Below are 18,953 nucleotides of genomic sequence, written 5' to 3'. Positions count from 1 at the left end.
TATTGATAAAGTTTTTAATTCTCCCTTATAATTGTTCCATATTCATTGGATTGTCTTGTTGCTATCTTCTATTAGGTGCTTATTCAACATTGCAAGGATATCCAGAACCTCGTCTGTACCAATTCGAATCATCAATTGATCCATAAGTATCTCTAATGTCTCCGTTTAATATTCATTCGGTATTTTGTATAAAAATCCTCTCTTTCTCAAATAAAAACACAGGAGAAGAAATATTTTTATCCTCCTGTGTGTATTTTTATTCTATAAATACCTTTCTTCTTTGTTTGTAACGAGCAACTTTAACGTATTACTTAATGCTTGAATACGATTTGTAGTGTTCGTCATCATTTCCAGCATTTTGTTTTCATCCTCTACGAAATGTAGAATTTCACCAGTAGAATTTGCATTTTGCTCAGTCATTTCATTCAGTTTTTCTATTTGATACTGTATTTTATCAAACTGTGAAATGGCACTGCTCAATTCAGTCATCCCTCTAGTTAAATCCGTATTCGAAATCGCAAATGAATCTTTTAAAACATTCAAGAATTTGCTGACATCCTGTAACAGCATCTCTCCATGCTGCAACGCCTTTTCGCCAGCATCTGATCGTTGATATGCCTCTGTGGATTTTGCAAACAATGTTTTTGTCACATTCGTAATGCTTACTGTAATGGCTGCACTTTCTTCTGCTAATTTCCGTACTTCATCTGCAACGATGGCAAAGCCTTTACCATGCTCTCCTGCTCTTGCCGCTTCAATTGCTGCATTTAGTGCCAGTAGATTTGTCTGCTCTGCAATATGCTGAATTCCCTGTAACAAGCTATCTACGGTTTGCAGACTTAGCTGTAACTCATTGACAGTTTCAGCAGTAGAACCAATGGCATGACTCATAACTTCCATTTGTGCCATTGCATCCTGCATTTTCTCCCATCCTGCTAAAACCTCCACTTGAAGATCTGTAGATTTAGAGACGGTTTCCTTGGAAATAGAGAATGTTTCGTTGACAAAATGGACAGATTCCTTCATTGTTCCGTGAATCATTTGTAGGCTAGAGGATTCTTGCTGAGTGCTTGCAGAAATATCCTCAGTAGCTAAGAGAATCTGCTTACTTGAAGTCGATATTCGCTGCATTGTATGTTGGAATTGTGTGACATGCTCATCCAATGCTTGACTACTGTTTTCAACCTCCTGAAATGTTTTTTGTAGCTGCTCTAAGGATGCCTTTACTTCATTTTGCTGAATTGCCGCATGTTCAATCAATTCATTGCCCCACTTGGCAATTAAAAAAAAGGCAATGATAACGCCATTCATAATGGCTAATAGAGTAATAAAAACGATGATATCATCAAATGGCCCTAGTAAGGATTTTGAATTGACAATATACAAGATGACAAAACTGATATTTGTTAGTACACCAAAGAATACAATTAATTCCTTCTTAAAATATAGAGCAATAATGGCTACTGTACAAAGTAAAATATAATGTTTATTTAATGAAAAGCTATCGATTAAAAATAAAGTGAAAACTACACTTGATGGAATCATGCCAAAAATAAAGCCTTTGACATACGTTTTAATAGGTAAAAAATAATTACCTACTGCTAACGCAATAACAATAAGTCCAATAAATAAGAACATAATTCCCTTTGAAAAAATCATAGGTCCACAAATTAGAATAGCTAAAATTGAAATTATAGCTAAATTAACGCGATGGACCTTTCTTGTATCATAGCGAATCCTTTTCTCCATTAATTAATCCCCCTAAAAAATGAATGGACATTCAGTTTAGTTTTCTATTATTATATAGTATAACTACTACTTTTTGTAGCTAAAAAATTCCTATAAGAGAATATTTTGCACAAATTTGAATCCGAAGGGAGAAATTATATTGTCTAGAGTCCAACAGATAGCACCAAATTTTTTTTGTATCGATACACATGATTTAAATCGTGAACAGCGTACAAGCTCTTATTTGCTGATAGATGAAAAAATTGCACTAATTGAAACGTCTGCCAGCCCGTCTGTGCCATATATTTTAGAGGGGTTAGATGAATTAAATATAGCATTAGAGGATATCGACTATGTGATCGTCACGCACATCCATTTAGATCATGCTGGCGGAGCGGGGCTATTTTTACAAAGCTGTCCAAATGCCACATTCATTGTACATCCACGAGGTGTATCTCATATGATTGATCCTAGTCGGCTAATAGCAAGTGCAAAGAGTGTTTATGGGGAGGAGTTTGAGCGTCTTTTCGACCCAATTGTCCCAATCGATGCAAGTCGAATAATAGAAATTGGGCATGAGCAAGAATTAGAATTGGGGCAACACAAGCTAACTTTCTATCATACAGAGGGCCATGCAAAACATCATGTTTCCATGCTTTATTCCGCAACAAACGGTCTGTTTGTAGGCGACACAACTGGTGTCCGTTATCCTGAAATGAATGGTGAGGCGATTGATTTAATTATTCCATCAACCTCTCCTAATCAGTACAATCCTGAAACAATGGAGCAATCCATTCAGCTGTATGAAAGTCTGAATGCCAGTGAATTGTATTTCGGACATTATGGTGCATATAAAAATCCAAAGGAAGCCTATCGTCAGGTGCGCTACTGGACACCACTGTTTCTAGCTGAAGGGGAAAAAGCAAGTAAGGTATCAAGTATTTTCCAAGAACAAGTCCATTATTTAGATTCACGCTTAAAAGAGCTTTTATTTAATTATTTACAGGAAAATGGCATATCAGCAAGTCACCCAGCCTACGAAACAATTCCGTTTGATACAATTGTTTCCTCAATGGGTATTCTGGATTACCTAGAAAAAGTAAAAGCACAACAGTCCTAATTATGGCTAAAGCATCGGATCTCTCACCGATGCTTTAACTTTTCATTATAAATTTTTTAAATGCTCTAAAACTGATTGAAAATCCTGATCCTCCCCAATCTGACGAAAATGCTTAATGGGGTTCCCTATTTTCACTATACGCTCCAACACAGCAGGAATTGTAAAGAAATCCGGTGTTAGCTGTGGCTGAACCTCTTCCCAAAATAACGGTGTTGCTACTAGCCCCCGTTCATTCCCACGTGTGGAATAGGGAGCGATAATCGTCTTTCCTTCCGCATGCTGTATATAATCTAAATACAATTTTTGATGTCTATTTTTCTTTAATCGCTCTATCGTATATAAATCCGGTTTTTGCTCACATAGAAACTTACAGACAAATTCAGTAAATATTCTTACCTCATCATAGGAAAATACATTTTCAGGTAATGGAATATAAAGCTGTAAGCCTTTGCCTCCTGATGTTTTAACAAAAGATTGTAGCTTAAAATAGTCAATGATTTCCTTTAAATCAAGTGCTCCCTTAATGGCAAGTGAGAAATACTCTACTGAAGGAGGATCTAAATCAAAGACAATTTCAGTCGGATGTATTGTCTGCAATGTTTGAAATGGAATGTGTAACTCTAAAGCAAGCTGATTGCCGAGCCACAATAAAGTTTCAAGATTATTGCAAACTAGATAATTAATTTCATCCATCCAACCAGTTGATACAAAATCAGGTATTTTCTCAGGACTACTCTTCTGATAGAAGCTTTCACCAGAAGCCCCATGCGGAAAACGAATTAAAGTTAGAGGGCGATTACGCAGAAAAGGTAAGATATGTGGAGAAATCATTTGTAAATAGTGCAAATAATTTTCCTTGTTAACCCCAATCGCTGGCCACACAGGCTTATCTGGATGCGTTATACTTACTGTTTCTGGTATTGGAAACAACTGGCGAAGCATATGCTGCCATTGACAATCCTCTGGTGCAAGCTCTAAGCGAAATTTAGAGAATCTTGGTTCTCGCAGCTTGCTGCCATCAAAATCAATACAAGCGATATCAATACAAATAGAAGGCTCTAACTGCCAAATTTCATTATTTCGTTGACCATTTGCTTGAAAAAAAGATACGAGTGTCTTATGTTCCTCCTCTGTCATGCCATGCCTAAAGGTGACAACCTCTACTAATTGTTGCTGTAGATACACTGACCCATGAAAATAACCATTGCCATGATTATAATGTGTAACGATAACGGTCACAAAATGCCAATTTTTGATTTTTAGCCAATGTGAAGAACGTGTATCCTCCATCCATTTACTTGATTTTTTCTTAGCAACTATGCCCTCACCATTGTTCACTTTTATGACATGCCAAAGAGATTTATAATGCTCAGTACTAGCGATTGCTTGCAATGGATGCTGATCCTCATAGTTAATTACTATGGGAAGCTCCAAAGTCGTAAAAAGTTTAGTAAGCTGCTGTTTTCGTGTTTTTAAATAGCGATTTACTAATGCCTCGCCTTGATAGATTAGTAAATCAAACACAATAAAATGAAAAGGAAAAGAGTGAGCATGGTCAGCAATCACCTCTTCATTTTGCATCCTCCCTCTTTTTTGGACAATCGAAAATTCACTTTTATAATTATTGATTAAATAAACTAGCTCCCCATCAAATAATAATGGCAGGAAAGGTTTCACTTGATCTGAAATGTGCTGACAAAAAGCAATAATCTCAGGAAATAAATGATTTAAGTTATTGCCATTTCTGCTTGTAAGCATTGGCTGTTCGTCCCATTTTAACAGACATCTAAAACCATCAAATTTTGTTTCATAAAGCCATTCATCTCCTTCAGGTATGTCAAGTGCCTCTGTTAAAAGCATTGGTTTCAACGCAAACACCTCATTTGCTTTTTCCAACAGTTTTTGTTGATTTTCATTTAAGATACATAAAAATAATGAAAATATATCATAGTAAGAAAAACGAGGTGACATAAATGCATACAGTGTGGAAAGGTAGCATTTCATTTGGACTTGTTAATATACCAGTGAAACTACATGCTGCGACAGAAAATAAAGATATTAAATTACGCCAGCTTCATAAAGAATGTCATACGCCTATCAGCTATAAAAAGGTTTGTGAAGGCTGTAATCAAGAGGTAAAAGAAGAAGATATCGTCAAGGCCTATGAATATGCCAAAAATAAGTTTGTCGTATTAGATCAAGAAGAGTTAGAAAACTTACGCAAGGAAAACGAAGATAAGGCTGTAGAAATCATTGATTTTGTCAAATTAACGGAGATTGATCCGATTTATTTTGAACGCACGTATTTTTTATCGCCTGACACAACTGGTAGCAAGGCCTATGCGTTATTACGTCAAACATTGGAGCAATCCGGCAAGATTGGTGTAGCCAAAATTATTATTCGCTCTAAGGAGCAGTTGGCCATTGTACGTGTTTATCAGAATTCCTTAGTTATGGAAACTATCCATTATCCTGATGAGGTTAGAAGTGTAAGTGATGTACCGAATATTCCTAGTGAACAAACCGTTGTCCCAAAAGAGCTGGAGACTGCCCTAATGCTAGTAGATCAATTAACTACAGAATTTAATCCTGATAAATACACAGACGACTATCGAAATGCCTTAATGGAGCTAATAGAGGAGAAAAAAGCTACGAATACAATCTCAGCGAGCGATAAACGTCCAGTGCCTGATAATGTTACAGACCTTATGACAGCACTTCAGGCCTCACTAGATAAAACAAAGAAACCCGCACCAAGAAAACGTACAACGAGAACAAAGAAAAATGCTTAAGAACATTGTTTGAAATTTTCTCCTAAATTCCTCTCGTTATACGGGAGGAATTTTTCCACTAACCAAAACATACGTTTGTCTATATGCTATAATAAATGAAAAAATTGGGAGCATTTTAAATGATCGATATAAAAAAGCGTATGGAGCATTATCATATTACGGGACTAAGTATTGTAACAATTGACAAAGGGCATATCTTTAGGACGGAGCACTATGGTTTGATGGAGGCAGGAGCAAATCGTCCAATTACTGACCAATCGCTTTTTAATGCTTGCTCTATTAGTAAATTTTTCACAAGCATATTAGTGCTGAAATTGTTGGAGCAAGGGATTTTGAACTTAGATGAAGATGTTAATAGCAGGCTTACGTCATGGCAAATACCTGATAATGAATACACCAGTCTAAAAAAAGTAACGCTACGAAGCCTGCTTTGTCATCAGTCTGGTATAGTTGACCCTGAAGAGAGCTTTTTGCCAGTAAAAGATTCGCAGAAAATTCCAGCAATGTTTGAACTATTAAATGGAAAAACATCTTTTTACTCAACGCCAATAGAGGTTACCTCTAAGCCTGAAAGTGAATTTCACTACTCAGATACAGGCTTTTGTATCATTCAATTATTAATTGAGGATGCAACAGGCAAGCCATTTTATGAGCTGATGGATGAGCTGATATTTAAGCCATTGCACATGACAAACAGCCTATTTGCTAACAATTTAACTTCGGTGAATATGGGCAATCTTGCTTGTGGTCACCATCACAATGGCACTCCTATTTCTGGAAAATATTCAATTTATCCGTATCCTGCAGCTTGTGGCCTATGGACTTCCGCTTCTGATTTAGCCATTTTAGTACAGGAAGTATTGAATACTGTAAAAGGGCAAAGTAAAATAGGGCTCTCTACTACATACATAAAAGAACTACTTAAGCCACAGGGATGTGTAGAGTGGACAGGCCTTGGGGTATTTCTCGATGGCAAGGAGGAGATGCTTGAGTTTTCCTCACTTGGCTGGGGTGTTGGTTTTCAATGTATGCTGGTAGCTTATCCATATTTAGAAAAAGGATTAATTATTATGACGAATACAGATACAGGAATACATCAAATGAAGGGAATCATTGGAGAAATCTATCAATCCTTTATGAATTAAAAAAGAGGCATTATGCCTCTTTTTTCAGCTTATAATGCAATTGCACCATTTGACCGTAACGCTGTGTTTGAATAAGCTGGTATTCTTGATATGGATTATGTGCTTTAAACAATGGTATACCTGAGCCTAAAAGATGTGGTGTAATTGTGATAATCAATTCATCAATGAACTGTTCCTTTATAAACGCATCCAGTATACCTGCTCCTCCCACCATCCAAATTTTTGAGCCATCCTGCTCCTTCAACTTTTTTGTAAAGGCAACAATATCACCCTTCACAAATTCAACATGTTGATTTTCCCCATTTTCAGTCGTTGTAAATACATAACATTTCTTTTCAGGGTACGGAAATGGCTCCATATGCTCCACAATATAATCATACGTTCTTTTGCCCATAATAATGGTATCGATGGATTGATACATATCCGAATAACCATTATCACCTTCCCCTTCTGCTTCCTCTAGCCATTTTAAATCATCATTTTCTTTTGCGATAAATCCATCTAAACTAGTTGCAATAAATAAAATAATCTCCCTTGGCATATCTCTTCAGCTCCTTTTTTTTTTGCTAAAATCATTAACAACCACTATACTAAACGTAAAACATGACAACTGTTGGCATGTTTAAAGAAAAAGGTGAAAATATGTCTAAAGCCCAACGATTATTAGATATTCTTGTGTTTGTCAGCGCCAAAAAAACTTTTACTGCACAAGAAATTGCTGATGAATTTAACATTTCCATTCGAACAGTTCACCGCTATATGCTTGATTTAAGTGATATGGGCTTACCTATTTATGCGGAACAAGGACGAAATGGCGGCTATACAGTGCTGTCGAGCAGGCTGATTCCCCCAATTTTATTTACTGAAGAAGAAGCGGTTTCGATATTCTTTGCGTTTCAAGCCTTCAATTATTATCGAGATTTACCCTTCAAGACAGAAATCCACTCCGTTTCACGCAAATTATACAGCTCTCTACAAAAGGATGCACAGCAAAAGGTGGATAAGCTTCAGTCCTATGTCGCCTTTTGGAGCCCCAAAAGATCAATTGAGACACCTTTATTAAAAGATGTTTTAGAAGCAGCCATTGACAATAAACATTTACGGTTTCAATATGCATCAAAAACAGGCACCACCATGAAATATGTTCATCCACTTGGTATCTATGCACAAGATGGACTATGGTATATGCCTGCCTTTGATTTAACAAAGGAAAAAATTCTTCTGTTTCGAGTAGACCGAATACACGCCATCATCGAATATGAAAACAATAGCAAGGAATTTTTAAATTTGCAGCAATGGTTTAACAGCACTTATGACATTAAGCACCCCATTCGACTACATGTACAATTAACCAATGAGGGTGTCCGACAATGTAAAAGTGTACCTAGCTTTGAAGATTTGGTTGTTACAAAAGAAGATGGGTCAGGCTATATTGATTCTCTAATTGACAAAGGAGAGCTTCATTTTATTAGCTCCATTTTCTATCGACTTGGTGTACATGCAAAAATTTTAGAGCCGCAAGCATTAATCGAAAACTTACGACAGCAGGCAAATGATATTTTAACCTTGTATCCACAAGCATAGAGCTGGAGATGACGAATTTGTAAGATTCACGTAACATTCATCATTACTACATTGCATGCTATTCCACTATACTTTGTATAGAGGAGGAGATCATATTGCAACCAATTGATTTGAACAAACGAATTGATACATTAGATTATTTAAGAGGCTTTGCATTATTGGGCATTATTCTTGTAAATATTCCTGGACTTCTTTGGATTGAAGCACCCAAGATGTCAATAGATATTGCGTATTATCATATACTAATGCTTTTTGTCGAAGGGAAATTTTTCACTATCTTTTCATTTCTATTTGGTGTGGGTTTCTTTATTTTTATAGACAGAGCTCATGCGAAAAATGAAAAGGCGTTTTTATTATTTATAAGAAGAATTATACTTTTATTTCTGATTGGACTTGTACACGCTTTCTTCCATCCTGGAGAGGCCTTAACGGTATACGCAATATTTGGTTTATTAGCTTTGCCATTTTATAAAGCACAAAAGGAAATCAATCTGACAATAGGTCTTATATTGCTAGCTATAACAGCTTTTTTCGGTATAAAAATCGCAATGCCATTTCCACTAATATTACTTGGGTTAACTGCTGGACAATATCGTATTTTTGAACATATTAGTGTAAAGCGAAAAAAGATTATGGTCTTTACGATAATGATGTTCTTCATTAGCATTGGTGGCTGGCTTTACCAATGGCATTATGTACCAAATGCGATTGTTGATTTCGACTCGTTATCTGAGGAATAATTTTCAGAGCATATCACAAATATTGAACAGTTTGCTTTAATAGGACTACAATTTAGCCCATTTGTTTCTGCATTTTACGTAGGGTTAATTATACTTCTACTGCAGCTTCCCTTCTTTAAAATTGTGCTTTCTCCTTTAAAAGAATATGGACGAATGGCTCTCACCAACTATTTAGGGCAAACAGCACTCATTTTATTTGTAGGCAATGCTTTTCAGCTAATTGGAAATATAAGCTACATCCAATCTTTATGGATCTGTTTAGGCATTTATATCATTCAATTATTATTTAGTAAGCTTTGGCTAAAATTCTTTCGATTTGGTCCATTTGAATGGCTATGGCGAATGGGGACTTATTGGACTGTGCCTTCCATGTTTAAAAGTGCTAGAGATATTTAATACAAAATGGCTAATACCTAATTAACTATTTTGCACACTCATATAATGATAATAAACCCAACTAACTTCCATCTTTGCTCATACCTTCAGTTAGAAACACATCCTCAATATTCTACTTTGGTCACTTCTCAAGAGTGACCTCTTTTTATTCATTTTAAGACCCTGCACAAGTCATTCAGCATATGCATAAATTGTATAGAAAACCATTTCTGTATGGAGGAAAAAATGATGAACAATAAAAAATCAACTCCCAAGAATCAACTTCCAAAATCAGAAAACCAAGCGGCTAAACTTGCCCTGATTGGTAGTGCCATTACAACTCTAGGCGACGCAATCGCAACCATTGCTGCAGGGCTAGCTTTAGATGAGGAATTAAACGAAAGTAATAACACGAATAACGACATTGAAAGATTACAAAAACAGATTGATGAACTGAATAATGAAATAAAGCAAATAAAAAAAATGATGCGCTAATACAATTTTCTCAGCCTTTCATCTATTGACCAAGAAGGTATGCTATAAATTATTAAAAGAATATACACATAAGTGAAAAAAATGCAAAAAGTCCATCTACAAAAAATTAAGTACATGGACTTTTTTATGCGTGCTCTCTTATTCGTAAACCTTTGACATAATTATATTATCACAGCCTTCTAAACAACTCTGAAGTTATGGAGCTTTGTATTGTATATATTCAAGCAACACTTTTTGTCTTTCCTTTTTCATAGAGATAGAAAATACCCAAAATAAAAAAGACTAGCTACTCATGAATATCGAGTAGCTGATCCCTTTTAGGTTGGTTACCTACTTACATATTACTAAATCATGCTCAACAAAGTCTGAACAAATAAGATTTTTTATTAAATCACTAATCCGTGATAAATCTAAAAATCCATAACTCACCACTGCTTGAATTAGAGGACGTATCAGAGGTGAATGGATATTTTGAAGTTAAATGAGAATCAACTACATAACCTTCATAAATTGAGCTTGTAATATATGACCATCCTGCAACAGTTGAATGGACTAAAACTTCATCGTACTTCATTAATTCTTTCACATTACTTCCTGAAGGACTTGCAATATTTCTAACTACAAGACCATGCGTTAATACATATTTAGTTATAGGCTTAGATTCGCTCATGAAGTTTGTTGCAGCATAACCTATCACATTCCCATACTGTACATATGACCATCCATTGCCTACAGAACCAAAATCCTTCACAACCATTTTATGCTGTAAAGTAGCAACTGTATTACTGTTTGATGATGGTGCCTCCTTTACAACCAAGCCACTTTTAGAACTAGCTACCTTAATCGTATGCTTAGGATAGTCAAGTTCAAAAAAATAAACATATCCGTCTATTATTTTCATATCACTATTAAGATAAGTTATATGAGAAAAAGGAGTACTATAATCATTACTTATCAACGATACTAAAGTTCCAGCTGTAGGATTATCTAATATTTTAGATGATCCATCAGTTTTTTCATAAACATTGGTTTTTAAACCTTTGATAGTTCTCACTTCTTTAAAGGTATTTGCCATAGCAATATCAGCCTTAAATGAAAATGCTAATAATAATGCCATGAATGTTAGTGTTACTAGTACTTTAAATTTCAAGTAGTTATCTCCTTTAAATATAATTTATCTTGATTCAACAAATTTTTACTTTGCGACAGCAACAAATATTTGCTGTGCGAAAGCAATGTGACAGCAACAAATCTTTTTGTACGGAAAGTAAGCGTCAGGTACAGAATACTTCCACTTCTATGGGGGCAAGTTTATTGCGTTTTTTTCCTATTCAGCGGATGTCACAGATTTTGAAGTGAAGCTTTTTGAGCTAGCTCAAAAAAATTCGGACGCAATTACTGAGGCGTAATCGATACCTGCTTATACAGGTCATCAAGATGAAAGTGACCAAAAAGATTAACTACATTAAATAGGAACCCCCACTAATTAAAATTTTCATCACTTTTTTTTACTCATGTCAACCCGTATAGGGCTAAATCACCTATTAGTTATTATACATTTTCTATTTAAAATTGGAATAATTTTTTAAATTTAACAAAGAAATCACTTTGGAATTGGTATATAATTATTAACATTTATAAATAAAAAATTGACTAGGCCCACAAAGTTTGTAGTACCTAGATGTCTATCTTTTATCAGATGTTCGACATTTTATCGCCACCGCTAAGATTACTGCCATATGAATGCGAGTACCACTGTTTTACATTGAATAGAATATTCTGTTACTATCTTCAACATCATCGAAATTCACTAAAATAATTCCTTTTATTTACTGTATAATATTGCTATAAAAAAGGAGGTGAAATACATATGAAATGGGAAAATCCAGATAATATTTCTGAAGCTTTAGTTGATGGTTTAGCTGCACAACTATTCAAAGCTGACTATACTATCGACATCGTCAATAAGAAGAGCGGTTCAGAAAACTTTTTTACATTTTTGCCAACATTTAAAGAAGTTCTTACAACTCCTAGGTCATCCGAATTAATTTATGGTTTAGCAGATTTTCTTCCTTATTCTTTAAAGCAAGAAGAGTTTAACAAACAAAGTCAACAGTTAGTTTCTGAAATTCTTAACTATCAATTCATTGATTCAACACACCCAAATAATTTAGGACATACTGTCAATAAAGTTCACACTATTGAGTATGATACAGATAAACAAACATACACATTTGTGGTAAGTGTGGCTGGTGTACTTGAATGTCCTAAGATAAGTTTTCCAGTACCATCTATCATTTCTCAAAAATATACTTCATTATAATACCAATGTAAGTGACGATTTATATTTTTGCACTACTAACAACACTGGAATGTCAGAATAGGAATTTTTCATCCAATGAATCAAATCAAAAAATCCTAAACACTGCTAGATCAACGTTTTGGATTTTTTGATTTTGTTAAAAGGCGATTTTAAGTAGCTATCTAAAAGCCCTATGTTTATTGTAGTTTTTTATATTTGGACAACCATCACGGAGTGGTCTTTTCTGGGTTTATTCCAATGAACCTTATTAGACGAAACAGATTTAGGGTTCACCAATTCCCATTGCAAAGATAAAATGCCATTAGTATTGATTAGAAAATATATATCAGCATTTGGACCTCTTTTTTTACAGAAAATAACAACACTTATTAATACAAATAAATATAGATATGACACCTAAAATCTTTCCAGCTTGTCTTTTATTTAAAACTATCTCCCCTTGTTAGTTCATAGCCATAATATAATACTTTTAACTTCTGCAAAGTTTATACATCGACATAAAGTGAAATTTCTCTAAATATTATTACTAATTCCATTAGGAGGAAACTCTGCTCCATACTCATTTTTCAGAGCAAAAGAAAAACACCCCGAAGGATGTTAATTACTTTTATTTACGGTTTAGTTGGTTTTCAATACCAGCACGATCAATTTGTATCCAATATTCTGCTATTTTTTCATCTTCAATTCTATATATTGCGCTTGCTATTTCAATAACTGGAAGACCTGTTGGCTGATAACCATCAACTTCCCCAACATGCGTACCAACTTGTTTCCAGCGTACATATACTTTATTCCCTTGTACCAAGAACTCTTGGATTTCTAATGAAAAATCGCCATATGCTTCTAGCATTTCTCTTACATGGTCTGCATAATCTCTCGGTGTTCTTATAACCGTTAATTCCTCTTCAGAAATAACTTGATGTGCCAATACTTGGTCTGCCATTAATTCAGTTGCGTAATCTGGATTATTCCCTGACCGTACTTCTTCAAAAAATTGCTTCACAATTTGCTCTGGTGTCATTTGAACCCTCCGCTATATTTTACTATACATTTTGGCGAGGTTAACGATATCTCGCCATACTTAATAATAATTCGAGAGGCAACAAATTGGAATCATATTCTATAAATAATACACTTAAAACCATACTAAACTCTACTCAGCTGATAGTACATGTATGACAACGCTCTTCAATAGCTCGAGATATCTACTAACCGAAAAACAGCTAAGATCTTTTTTATTTAATTGGCAGTTTGACAGTTTTCAAAGCAAGATAAAGCTCTTCTACTTGTTACACAGTAGCGCATCGAGGGGATGTAATTCAATTCTTAGCTGTAGCGTGTGACGGCGCTGCGGCTTTTTTGATACAATTTAAATATATTACATAACGAGGTGAAATCATGGAAAACGAAAAATTAGTTTGTAAGGCTTGTGGTAGTGATTCCTTTACAACTGGGCAAGTTGGCGGTACTACCAGCCAAGGTAATATAAGACCAATAGGATCGATAATTGCAGTAGGTTCGCCACTTCTTATGACTTTTTGTAAGAACTGTGGAGAAGTAGCTTCATTTAAAGTTGCAAAACCAGAATATTTTAAATAACTTCTTATAGTTTTATGAGTGAGGAATTATCGGAGATTTAAAAGACTTTAAAACATGGTGTTTTGAATTTTGAAAAAATGTACAACTCTTGAATTAAAAAGGTAACATAAATTTAAGCATTTTAGACTTATCTAAAAATACTATGCTTATAAATGGCAGTTACGTTATTAAGGTTTAATTATTTTTATTAACGGTGACAATATAGCTTTTTTGAAAAAATAATATGACCCTCATTGGAGGTATTAAAGGAAAACGAAGTTCATAGGATATTTTGTTGTTTTGTACCCCACTAAAAAGAATAAATCCGGGCAGGTGTGGGTTTCTTCAGCTTTAGTAATCAACACTTAAATTATTAAATAAAATTCAGAGGCTGAGACATAAGTATATTTTCAAAGCAAGTTTCAATATTCAATATTTCAAATCAGAAAAGCGCGAGAAATCAATTATAGAAACGTTGATTTCTCGCGCTTTTTAAGATTTTAACCTGTTATGTCCTCGTCACTTTATTTATATAAAACTGCACATAATACTTTTGAATAATATCGATTTTTTCACTTTATTTAGCAGCCCATATATCGATCTCTATTTTAATATCTGGTAAACCTAGTGCCGACACGTAGGCAATGGTCATTGAGGGATAAGATTTACCAAACATAGTATCCCATTTGTGATCGAAATAATCCCAATCTATTGCCTCTGTCGCCCAAATGTTAGCCTTCACAACATGCCTGGCATCCATTCCCTCTGTTGCTAAAATAGTTTCAATATTTTTTAATGTATTTGTGATTTGTTCAAGTATAGTATTCGGCAATTGATCATCATGTCCTACACCAATTTGTCCAGAAAATGCATACATTGTTGCATCTTTAGGAATGATTGTTACATGACTATATTTTCCAACAGGCTTTGGCACCTGTATTGGATTTTTTCGAACTAATATTGATTTCATTGATATATTCTCCTTTAGGTTACTATTTTTCTAAAAAGGGCAGACTTCTCCCTTAAACATCAATTTTAGAAAAAAACAGCAGTGGAGAACCCTATACCCATACTTAAAAAACGAATAGATCTTTTTTTCATGAGAATTCTCCTCCTCTACCTAAAGTTATTTTTACTTTACCATTTCTAGCCTAGACAATCAAATTTTGAAAACCATCCAATCTTACTGTAACGATCTAATCAACATCTACATATACACGTAATTGCTGCAATAGTGTCGAGTAGCAATTCCTTTTTAATCGCCAGTAGTCTGTCCAGTTTCATTGTGTAATTGATTGTTGTTCCAAAGAGTGAGTGTAACAAGCTTTCGCATTTTAAAAGCTCGTTGAATCGTTCGTTCTATCTCATCTAGTTCCCACTCTGTTAAATCCCGTTTTTGATCATAAAATTATTCTTGTTTCTATTCTCTTATTTTGACAAGATACTTAGGAAGTAACATTCCATATATGTAATATTAAATAAGAATAAGTTACGTAAGTTATTATAAGTTGTGTAACATTATATTAATCTATTTGTTAGTATGGAGAAGCTTATTAAGAAAAAGGAACATTAACAGGACCTTAAGTTTCTATAGAGTCTAATTGTCATTGACTTATATGATGAATTTTTCCACTTAAAAGCTAAAACAGTAACTACTATTTTGGTTAAAGCCCTGATATTAATAGTAATCTGGAATCTCCCACTAGATCGTTTATGAAAGTTCAAACAATCACGTTTACTAATATGTTTGTTTAAGTGACTGTCACCGGTTTTCAATTGATTTCAATGTGTTTACAGGTGTTATAGTCTTGTGAGGTCTATGTAATTATAAGGAGGAAAAATGGACAACATTCAATACTTATCACAATTTAATCTGCTTAATTCGCTCTCGATGGAAGATTTAATAGAAATGGAACAATTAACTTTAATAACGACTTTTCCGAAAAACACTTTTATTCAAACACCGGAAACTTTTTCTGAGGGGCTTTATTTTGTTAAAAAGGGGAGGTTGCGCCTGTACAAGGTAAATGCTCAAGGTAAGCAATTTACTTCGGATATACTCAACGAAGGTAATGTATTTGGGGAAATGGATATCATTTCATTTGGTACACGAGACAATTATATTGAAACTATAGAGGAAAGCCACATTTGTTTGATGAATAAGGAAAGATTTGAAAATTTTTTAATTCAGCGACCTCGATTTATGATGGCATTATTAAAAGTACTTAGTAATCGAATTATCAATATGAGTCAATTAACACAAAATCTAGCCCTTGGGAAACTACATGACAAAGTATTATATACGCTTACGAAGTTGTCTGATCAGTTTGGACTTACGGGTAATAATGAGTATTACAAAATTGATTTTCCTCTTTCACATCAAGAAATCGCCAATTTAGTTGGTGCTACTAGAGAAGCTGTAACTGTAGTCTTACAAGAACTTGTTGAAGAAGAAGTCATTAAAACAGGATTTAAAACAATCTATATTCATCGAAAAAAGCTTTTGGAAAGAAACATAACTTAGGCTGAAAAAAAGCTGGATCGTATCAAATAGGATGGTTTTTTCAAAATAATTTGTAAACAACATTACATCTTTCTTCAAAAAAAGGAGGTATCGTATAACTGTATACAAAATATAATACGATACGGAGATGACATAATGGAAAACACACCATTTCAAAAATTGCAAAGTGATTTAGATATAGCAGCTACACATATGGAAAAGATTCTCCCAAAGGAAGTGCTAGATGCATTCGAAAAATCGATTCAAGATCTCCGAACATCTGATTCCGGTAGGGGTTTAATAGCTGGAGCCAAGGCGCCTGACTTCACTTTAGTGAATTCTACAGGTCAAAAGATAACTTTGTCTGAAGAAATTGTGAAAGGACCTGTTGTTCTTATTTTTTACCGCGGTATATGGTGTCCGTTCTGTAATCTTGAGTTGAAAGCATACCAGCGAATGAATGATGACATTAAGGCAACTGGGGGCCAATTGATTGCAGTTAGCCCGCAAACTCCAAATCATTCTTCATCTGTACAAGATAAGAACGAATTAAATTTCCATGTTTTAAGTGATTTGCAAAATCAAACAGCAGAAAAATATAATCTGAAATTTAAATTGCCTGAGTATTTATATCATATCTACAGATCACTCGATATTTCACTCGAAACATTTAATGGTGATCATTCTTGGGAACTTCCTGTACCAGCTACTTATGTAATTGATAAAGCAGGAATCATCCGATTAGCTAGCGTTGAGGCAGACTATAAAAAACGTATGGAGCCTAGTAAAGTGTTGCATATTCTCCAGTCACTTTAAATGGGACATCAAAAATCATTTGATTATCATACAAGTGAAGGAAGAGATGTGTGGAGATGATGATTCTTTTATTGGATAAAAGCCCCCCTCTTTTCTACTGAAAAAGTAGAAAAGGTGCGCTTTTTTAAATTTCGAGCTTACTTCTTTTTTCACTCAAAATTAGGGTACAAACGTAATTTGTACCCCTAAAACGTTGATATATAAGTGTTTGTAAGACTACCTAAATATACTATGTTCATAAAGGTAATCATACGAAAGATCGACAAACAAGTACTCGTGTTCGTTAATGGCTATTGAAAACGTCCTTGTAATTTCCCCTGTTTCAATATCTCGATATAGCTCAGATATTTCTCCGCTTTGATCATTGCGCATCTTGATAATGGTTTGTAGGAAATAAGGACGCCAGCTCCAGTTTTTATTGATTGCTTTTGGCTGTAATTCCCACTTCCCATCAATACGCATGACGTTCGGCGATAGTTGGAAGCCATCCTCATTACAAATATATAGTCGAAACGAATAATGATCCAACAGCTGCGCTAAATGCTCTAAATGGGAGATGCTGTCACTAGAGGGTTTTACTCGATTGATAATCGCCTCTAGCTCTTCTCTCAGCTTTTTCAGCTCGAAATACTGTGTCTCTAGCATTTTCTTCTCAGAGGTAATAAATTGCTGACATTCCTCCTTGAAGCGCTCCTTTAATATATCCTTCTCAACAAATGCCATTGCAGGGTTTGCTAAGTAAGGTCCTTGATAATACCTTCCCCCATTTTTCCAGGCAAATTGTAACTGATAGACAGTTTCAATTCCTTCAAATAAGAGGTTTGCTCCAATTTTGTAGGCAAGCCCTCCTATTGCTGATATCATATCGGACTGAGCTGACCAAGAATCAAAGTTTAAATCTCGTGTATTGACCTTCAGAATTTGAGGGGATAATAGGGCAATGTGCTCTAGGTGACTCTCCGCACCAACTTCCTGAACTGCAATTTTCACACCATATGTTGTAAAGTAACGCAATGCATGGTGCAATTTATGAATATCGCCTAAAAAACGATGCTCAGAAACTACCAGTACAATCCGGTGGAAATCTTCTTCTCTAATATATTGCTGAATAATATTAAAATGGCTCTCTCCAAAATCTTGCATTAAAACATTGGGGTTACTTGGTATATAGATATCAAGATCTGGTGCGATTTCGTCCACTTTAACTAAAGAAGCATGTAAAATTTTATGTTCCATGTCAATGCGATACTCTTCTGGAATATCTTCATTATTCACAAAATCCTTTAGATTAATTTGTTGACCCTCAATTTGTAACTGTCCGGAAATTTCGTAGGCAATCACCGTATGCGCATCTGCACTAAATATCGGTTGAAAATACCCATGTATTTGATCTAAATTTGTTAACACTTCAATTGCATCCATTGTCGAAACCTCCATACATGAATAACCTACAAACTGTTATTCAAGAATAGCATTACATTCAAAGCTTATTTTGAAAAAGCTCTCTGACTGTATCATAATTTGTTTAAAGTAAATTCGCAACTTCACTTGCCATAAATTGTTCAAAATTAATTACTGAAAACTATTTAAAGTACCTAGCAATTACTCATAACCCAAACACACCTACACTAAAAACATCTATTGATAAAATAACAATGAAAAAATACATTTTTTTCATTCATGTTGTTGAAATACTATTATGTCAATGAAATCAAGGTGACAAATTAAAAAGTATAGCCCTTTTTCAAAACGAG

At 34.5% G+C, this 18,953-nt stretch carries 17 protein-coding genes and 1 pseudogene; 10 read left to right on the top strand and 8 right to left on the bottom strand.

Annotated features, from left to right (window positions below; translation table 11 throughout):
* Window positions 1-261: 261 nt before the first annotated feature.
* Window positions 262-1,749, bottom strand: coding sequence for a methyl-accepting chemotaxis protein (locus AC3WOM_RS05105; protein ID WP_492445405.1), 1,488 nt, complete (start codon window positions 1,747-1,749; stop codon window positions 262-264).
* Between the two features lie 139 nt (window positions 1,750-1,888).
* Here AC3WOM_RS05105 and AC3WOM_RS05100 point away from each other — a divergent pair, with 139 nt between their 5' ends.
* Window positions 1,889-2,848, top strand: coding sequence for an MBL fold metallo-hydrolase (locus AC3WOM_RS05100; protein WP_492445403.1), 960 nt, complete (start codon window positions 1,889-1,891; stop codon window positions 2,846-2,848).
* A gap of 45 nt (window positions 2,849-2,893) precedes the next feature.
* Here the strand turns inward: AC3WOM_RS05100 and AC3WOM_RS05095 are convergent, their stop codons facing one another.
* Window positions 2,894-4,717 (bottom strand): DNA ligase D, encoded by a 1,824-nt coding sequence (locus tag AC3WOM_RS05095; RefSeq protein ID WP_492445401.1) that lies wholly within the window; start codon window positions 4,715-4,717, stop codon window positions 2,894-2,896.
* A 104-nt stretch (window positions 4,718-4,821) separates the two neighbouring features.
* On the opposite strand from AC3WOM_RS05095, the gene ku reads away from it, so the two are divergent.
* Complete coding sequence (gene ku / locus AC3WOM_RS05090) at window positions 4,822-5,640, top strand: non-homologous end joining protein Ku (RefSeq protein WP_427548781.1); 819 nt, start codon at window positions 4,822-4,824, stop codon at window positions 5,638-5,640.
* 119 nt (window positions 5,641-5,759) lie between these two features.
* On the top strand, window positions 5,760-6,785 hold the full coding sequence (locus AC3WOM_RS05085; RefSeq protein WP_492445398.1) for a serine hydrolase domain-containing protein: 1,026 nt from the start codon (window positions 5,760-5,762) through the stop codon (window positions 6,783-6,785).
* A gap of 10 nt (window positions 6,786-6,795) precedes the next feature.
* On the opposite strand, the gene AC3WOM_RS05080 is transcribed toward AC3WOM_RS05085, so the two are convergent.
* Entirely contained in the window at window positions 6,796-7,326 is a 531-nt protein-coding gene (locus AC3WOM_RS05080) for a dihydrofolate reductase family protein (RefSeq protein ID WP_492445396.1), read from the bottom strand.
* 62 nt (window positions 7,327-7,388) lie between these two features.
* Here AC3WOM_RS05080 and AC3WOM_RS05075 point away from each other — a divergent pair, with 62 nt between their 5' ends.
* From AC3WOM_RS05075 to AC3WOM_RS05065, 3 genes and pseudogenes are all read left to right on the top strand, one after another.
* A complete protein-coding gene (locus AC3WOM_RS05075; RefSeq protein ID WP_492445394.1) occupies window positions 7,389-8,369 on the top strand; it encodes a helix-turn-helix transcriptional regulator in 981 nt (326 codons plus the stop codon).
* 95 nt (window positions 8,370-8,464) lie between these two features.
* Window positions 8,465-9,505, top strand: a pseudogene (locus tag AC3WOM_RS05070) (DUF418 domain-containing protein).
* A 225-nt stretch (window positions 9,506-9,730) separates the two neighbouring features.
* Window positions 9,731-9,979 carry a hypothetical protein gene (locus AC3WOM_RS05065; protein WP_492445392.1) on the top strand — a complete coding sequence of 83 codons (249 nt, stop codon included), beginning with the start codon at window positions 9,731-9,733 and terminating at the stop codon, window positions 9,977-9,979.
* A gap of 394 nt (window positions 9,980-10,373) precedes the next feature.
* Here AC3WOM_RS05065 and AC3WOM_RS05060 read toward each other — a convergent pair whose 3' ends face one another.
* Window positions 10,374-11,129: an SH3 domain-containing protein gene (locus AC3WOM_RS05060; RefSeq protein ID WP_492445390.1), complete on the bottom strand. Its 756-nt coding sequence runs from the start codon at window positions 11,127-11,129 to the stop codon at window positions 10,374-10,376.
* Between the two features lie 720 nt (window positions 11,130-11,849).
* Here AC3WOM_RS05060 and AC3WOM_RS05055 point away from each other — a divergent pair.
* Window positions 11,850-12,302, top strand: coding sequence for a hypothetical protein (locus AC3WOM_RS05055; RefSeq protein ID WP_492445388.1), 453 nt, complete (start codon window positions 11,850-11,852; stop codon window positions 12,300-12,302).
* Window positions 12,303-12,909: 607 nt separating this feature from the next.
* On the opposite strand, the gene AC3WOM_RS05050 is transcribed toward AC3WOM_RS05055, so the two are convergent.
* Window positions 12,910-13,323 carry an ester cyclase gene (locus AC3WOM_RS05050; RefSeq protein WP_492445386.1) on the bottom strand — a complete coding sequence of 138 codons (414 nt, stop codon included), beginning with the start codon at window positions 13,321-13,323 and terminating at the stop codon, window positions 12,910-12,912.
* 377 nt (window positions 13,324-13,700) lie between these two features.
* Between AC3WOM_RS05050 and AC3WOM_RS05045 the strand changes: the two genes are divergently transcribed.
* Window positions 13,701-13,901, top strand: coding sequence for a hypothetical protein (locus AC3WOM_RS05045; RefSeq protein WP_427550245.1), 201 nt, complete (start codon window positions 13,701-13,703; stop codon window positions 13,899-13,901).
* Window positions 13,902-14,457: 556 nt separating this feature from the next.
* Here AC3WOM_RS05045 and AC3WOM_RS05040 read toward each other — a convergent pair.
* Both AC3WOM_RS05040 and AC3WOM_RS05035 read right to left on the bottom strand, forming a co-directional pair.
* On the bottom strand, window positions 14,458-14,850 hold the full coding sequence (locus tag AC3WOM_RS05040) for a RidA family protein (protein ID WP_427550128.1): 393 nt from the start codon (window positions 14,848-14,850) through the stop codon (window positions 14,458-14,460).
* Window positions 14,851-15,135: 285 nt separating this feature from the next.
* The gene (locus AC3WOM_RS05035; protein WP_492445498.1) at window positions 15,136-15,231 is read right to left on the bottom strand and encodes a hypothetical protein; all 96 of its coding nucleotides are present in this window, start codon (window positions 15,229-15,231) and stop codon (window positions 15,136-15,138) included.
* Between the two features lie 489 nt (window positions 15,232-15,720).
* Here AC3WOM_RS05035 and AC3WOM_RS05030 point away from each other — a divergent pair, with 489 nt between their 5' ends.
* On the top strand, window positions 15,721-16,404 hold the full coding sequence (locus tag AC3WOM_RS05030; RefSeq protein ID WP_427550127.1) for a Crp/Fnr family transcriptional regulator: 684 nt from the start codon (window positions 15,721-15,723) through the stop codon (window positions 16,402-16,404).
* A gap of 135 nt (window positions 16,405-16,539) precedes the next feature.
* Window positions 16,540-17,199 (top strand): peroxiredoxin-like family protein, encoded by a 660-nt coding sequence (locus tag AC3WOM_RS05025; protein ID WP_492445383.1) that lies wholly within the window; start codon window positions 16,540-16,542, stop codon window positions 17,197-17,199.
* A 216-nt stretch (window positions 17,200-17,415) separates the two neighbouring features.
* Here AC3WOM_RS05025 and AC3WOM_RS05020 read toward each other — a convergent pair whose 3' ends face one another.
* Window positions 17,416-18,621: an EAL domain-containing protein gene (locus AC3WOM_RS05020; RefSeq protein WP_427550125.1), complete on the bottom strand. Its 1,206-nt coding sequence runs from the start codon at window positions 18,619-18,621 to the stop codon at window positions 17,416-17,418.
* Between the last annotated feature and the right edge of the window lie 332 nt (window positions 18,622-18,953).

It is taken from the genome of Lysinibacillus sp. FW301-JW8 (genome assembly GCF_058788755.1).
The sequence above is the reverse complement of the archived record's forward strand: the minus strand, read 5'-3'. Positions and strand labels throughout refer to the sequence as shown.

What these genes read in the sequence shown, in the direction of transcription:
- AC3WOM_RS05045 (WP_427550245.1), top strand. Translation starts at nt 13,701, where the DNA reads ATGGAAAACGAAAAATTAGTTTGTAAGGCTTGTGGTAGTGATTCCTTT.
- AC3WOM_RS05085 (WP_492445398.1), top strand. Translation starts at nt 5,760, where the DNA reads ATGATCGATATAAAAAAGCGTATGGAGCATTATCATATTACGGGACTA.
- AC3WOM_RS05025 (WP_492445383.1), top strand. Translation starts at nt 16,540, where the DNA reads ATGGAAAACACACCATTTCAAAAATTGCAAAGTGATTTAGATATAGCA.
- AC3WOM_RS05050 (WP_492445386.1), bottom strand. Translation starts at nt 13,323, where the DNA reads ATGACACCAGAGCAAATTGTGAAGCAATTTTTTGAAGAAGTACGGTCA.
- AC3WOM_RS05105 (WP_492445405.1), bottom strand. Translation starts at nt 1,749, where the DNA reads ATGGAGAAAAGGATTCGCTATGATACAAGAAAGGTCCATCGCGTTAAT.
- AC3WOM_RS05030 (WP_427550127.1), top strand. Translation starts at nt 15,721, where the DNA reads ATGGACAACATTCAATACTTATCACAATTTAATCTGCTTAATTCGCTC.
- ku (WP_427548781.1), top strand. Translation starts at nt 4,822, where the DNA reads ATGCATACAGTGTGGAAAGGTAGCATTTCATTTGGACTTGTTAATATA.
- AC3WOM_RS05055 (WP_492445388.1), top strand. Translation starts at nt 11,850, where the DNA reads ATGAAATGGGAAAATCCAGATAATATTTCTGAAGCTTTAGTTGATGGT.
- AC3WOM_RS05075 (WP_492445394.1), top strand. Translation starts at nt 7,389, where the DNA reads ATGACAACTGTTGGCATGTTTAAAGAAAAAGGTGAAAATATGTCTAAA.
- AC3WOM_RS05020 (WP_427550125.1), bottom strand. Translation starts at nt 18,621, where the DNA reads ATGGATGCAATTGAAGTGTTAACAAATTTAGATCAAATACATGGGTAT.
- AC3WOM_RS05040 (WP_427550128.1), bottom strand. Translation starts at nt 14,850, where the DNA reads ATGAAATCAATATTAGTTCGAAAAAATCCAATACAGGTGCCAAAGCCT.
- AC3WOM_RS05080 (WP_492445396.1), bottom strand. Translation starts at nt 7,326, where the DNA reads ATGCCAAGGGAGATTATTTTATTTATTGCAACTAGTTTAGATGGATTT.
- AC3WOM_RS05065 (WP_492445392.1), top strand. Translation starts at nt 9,731, where the DNA reads ATGATGAACAATAAAAAATCAACTCCCAAGAATCAACTTCCAAAATCA.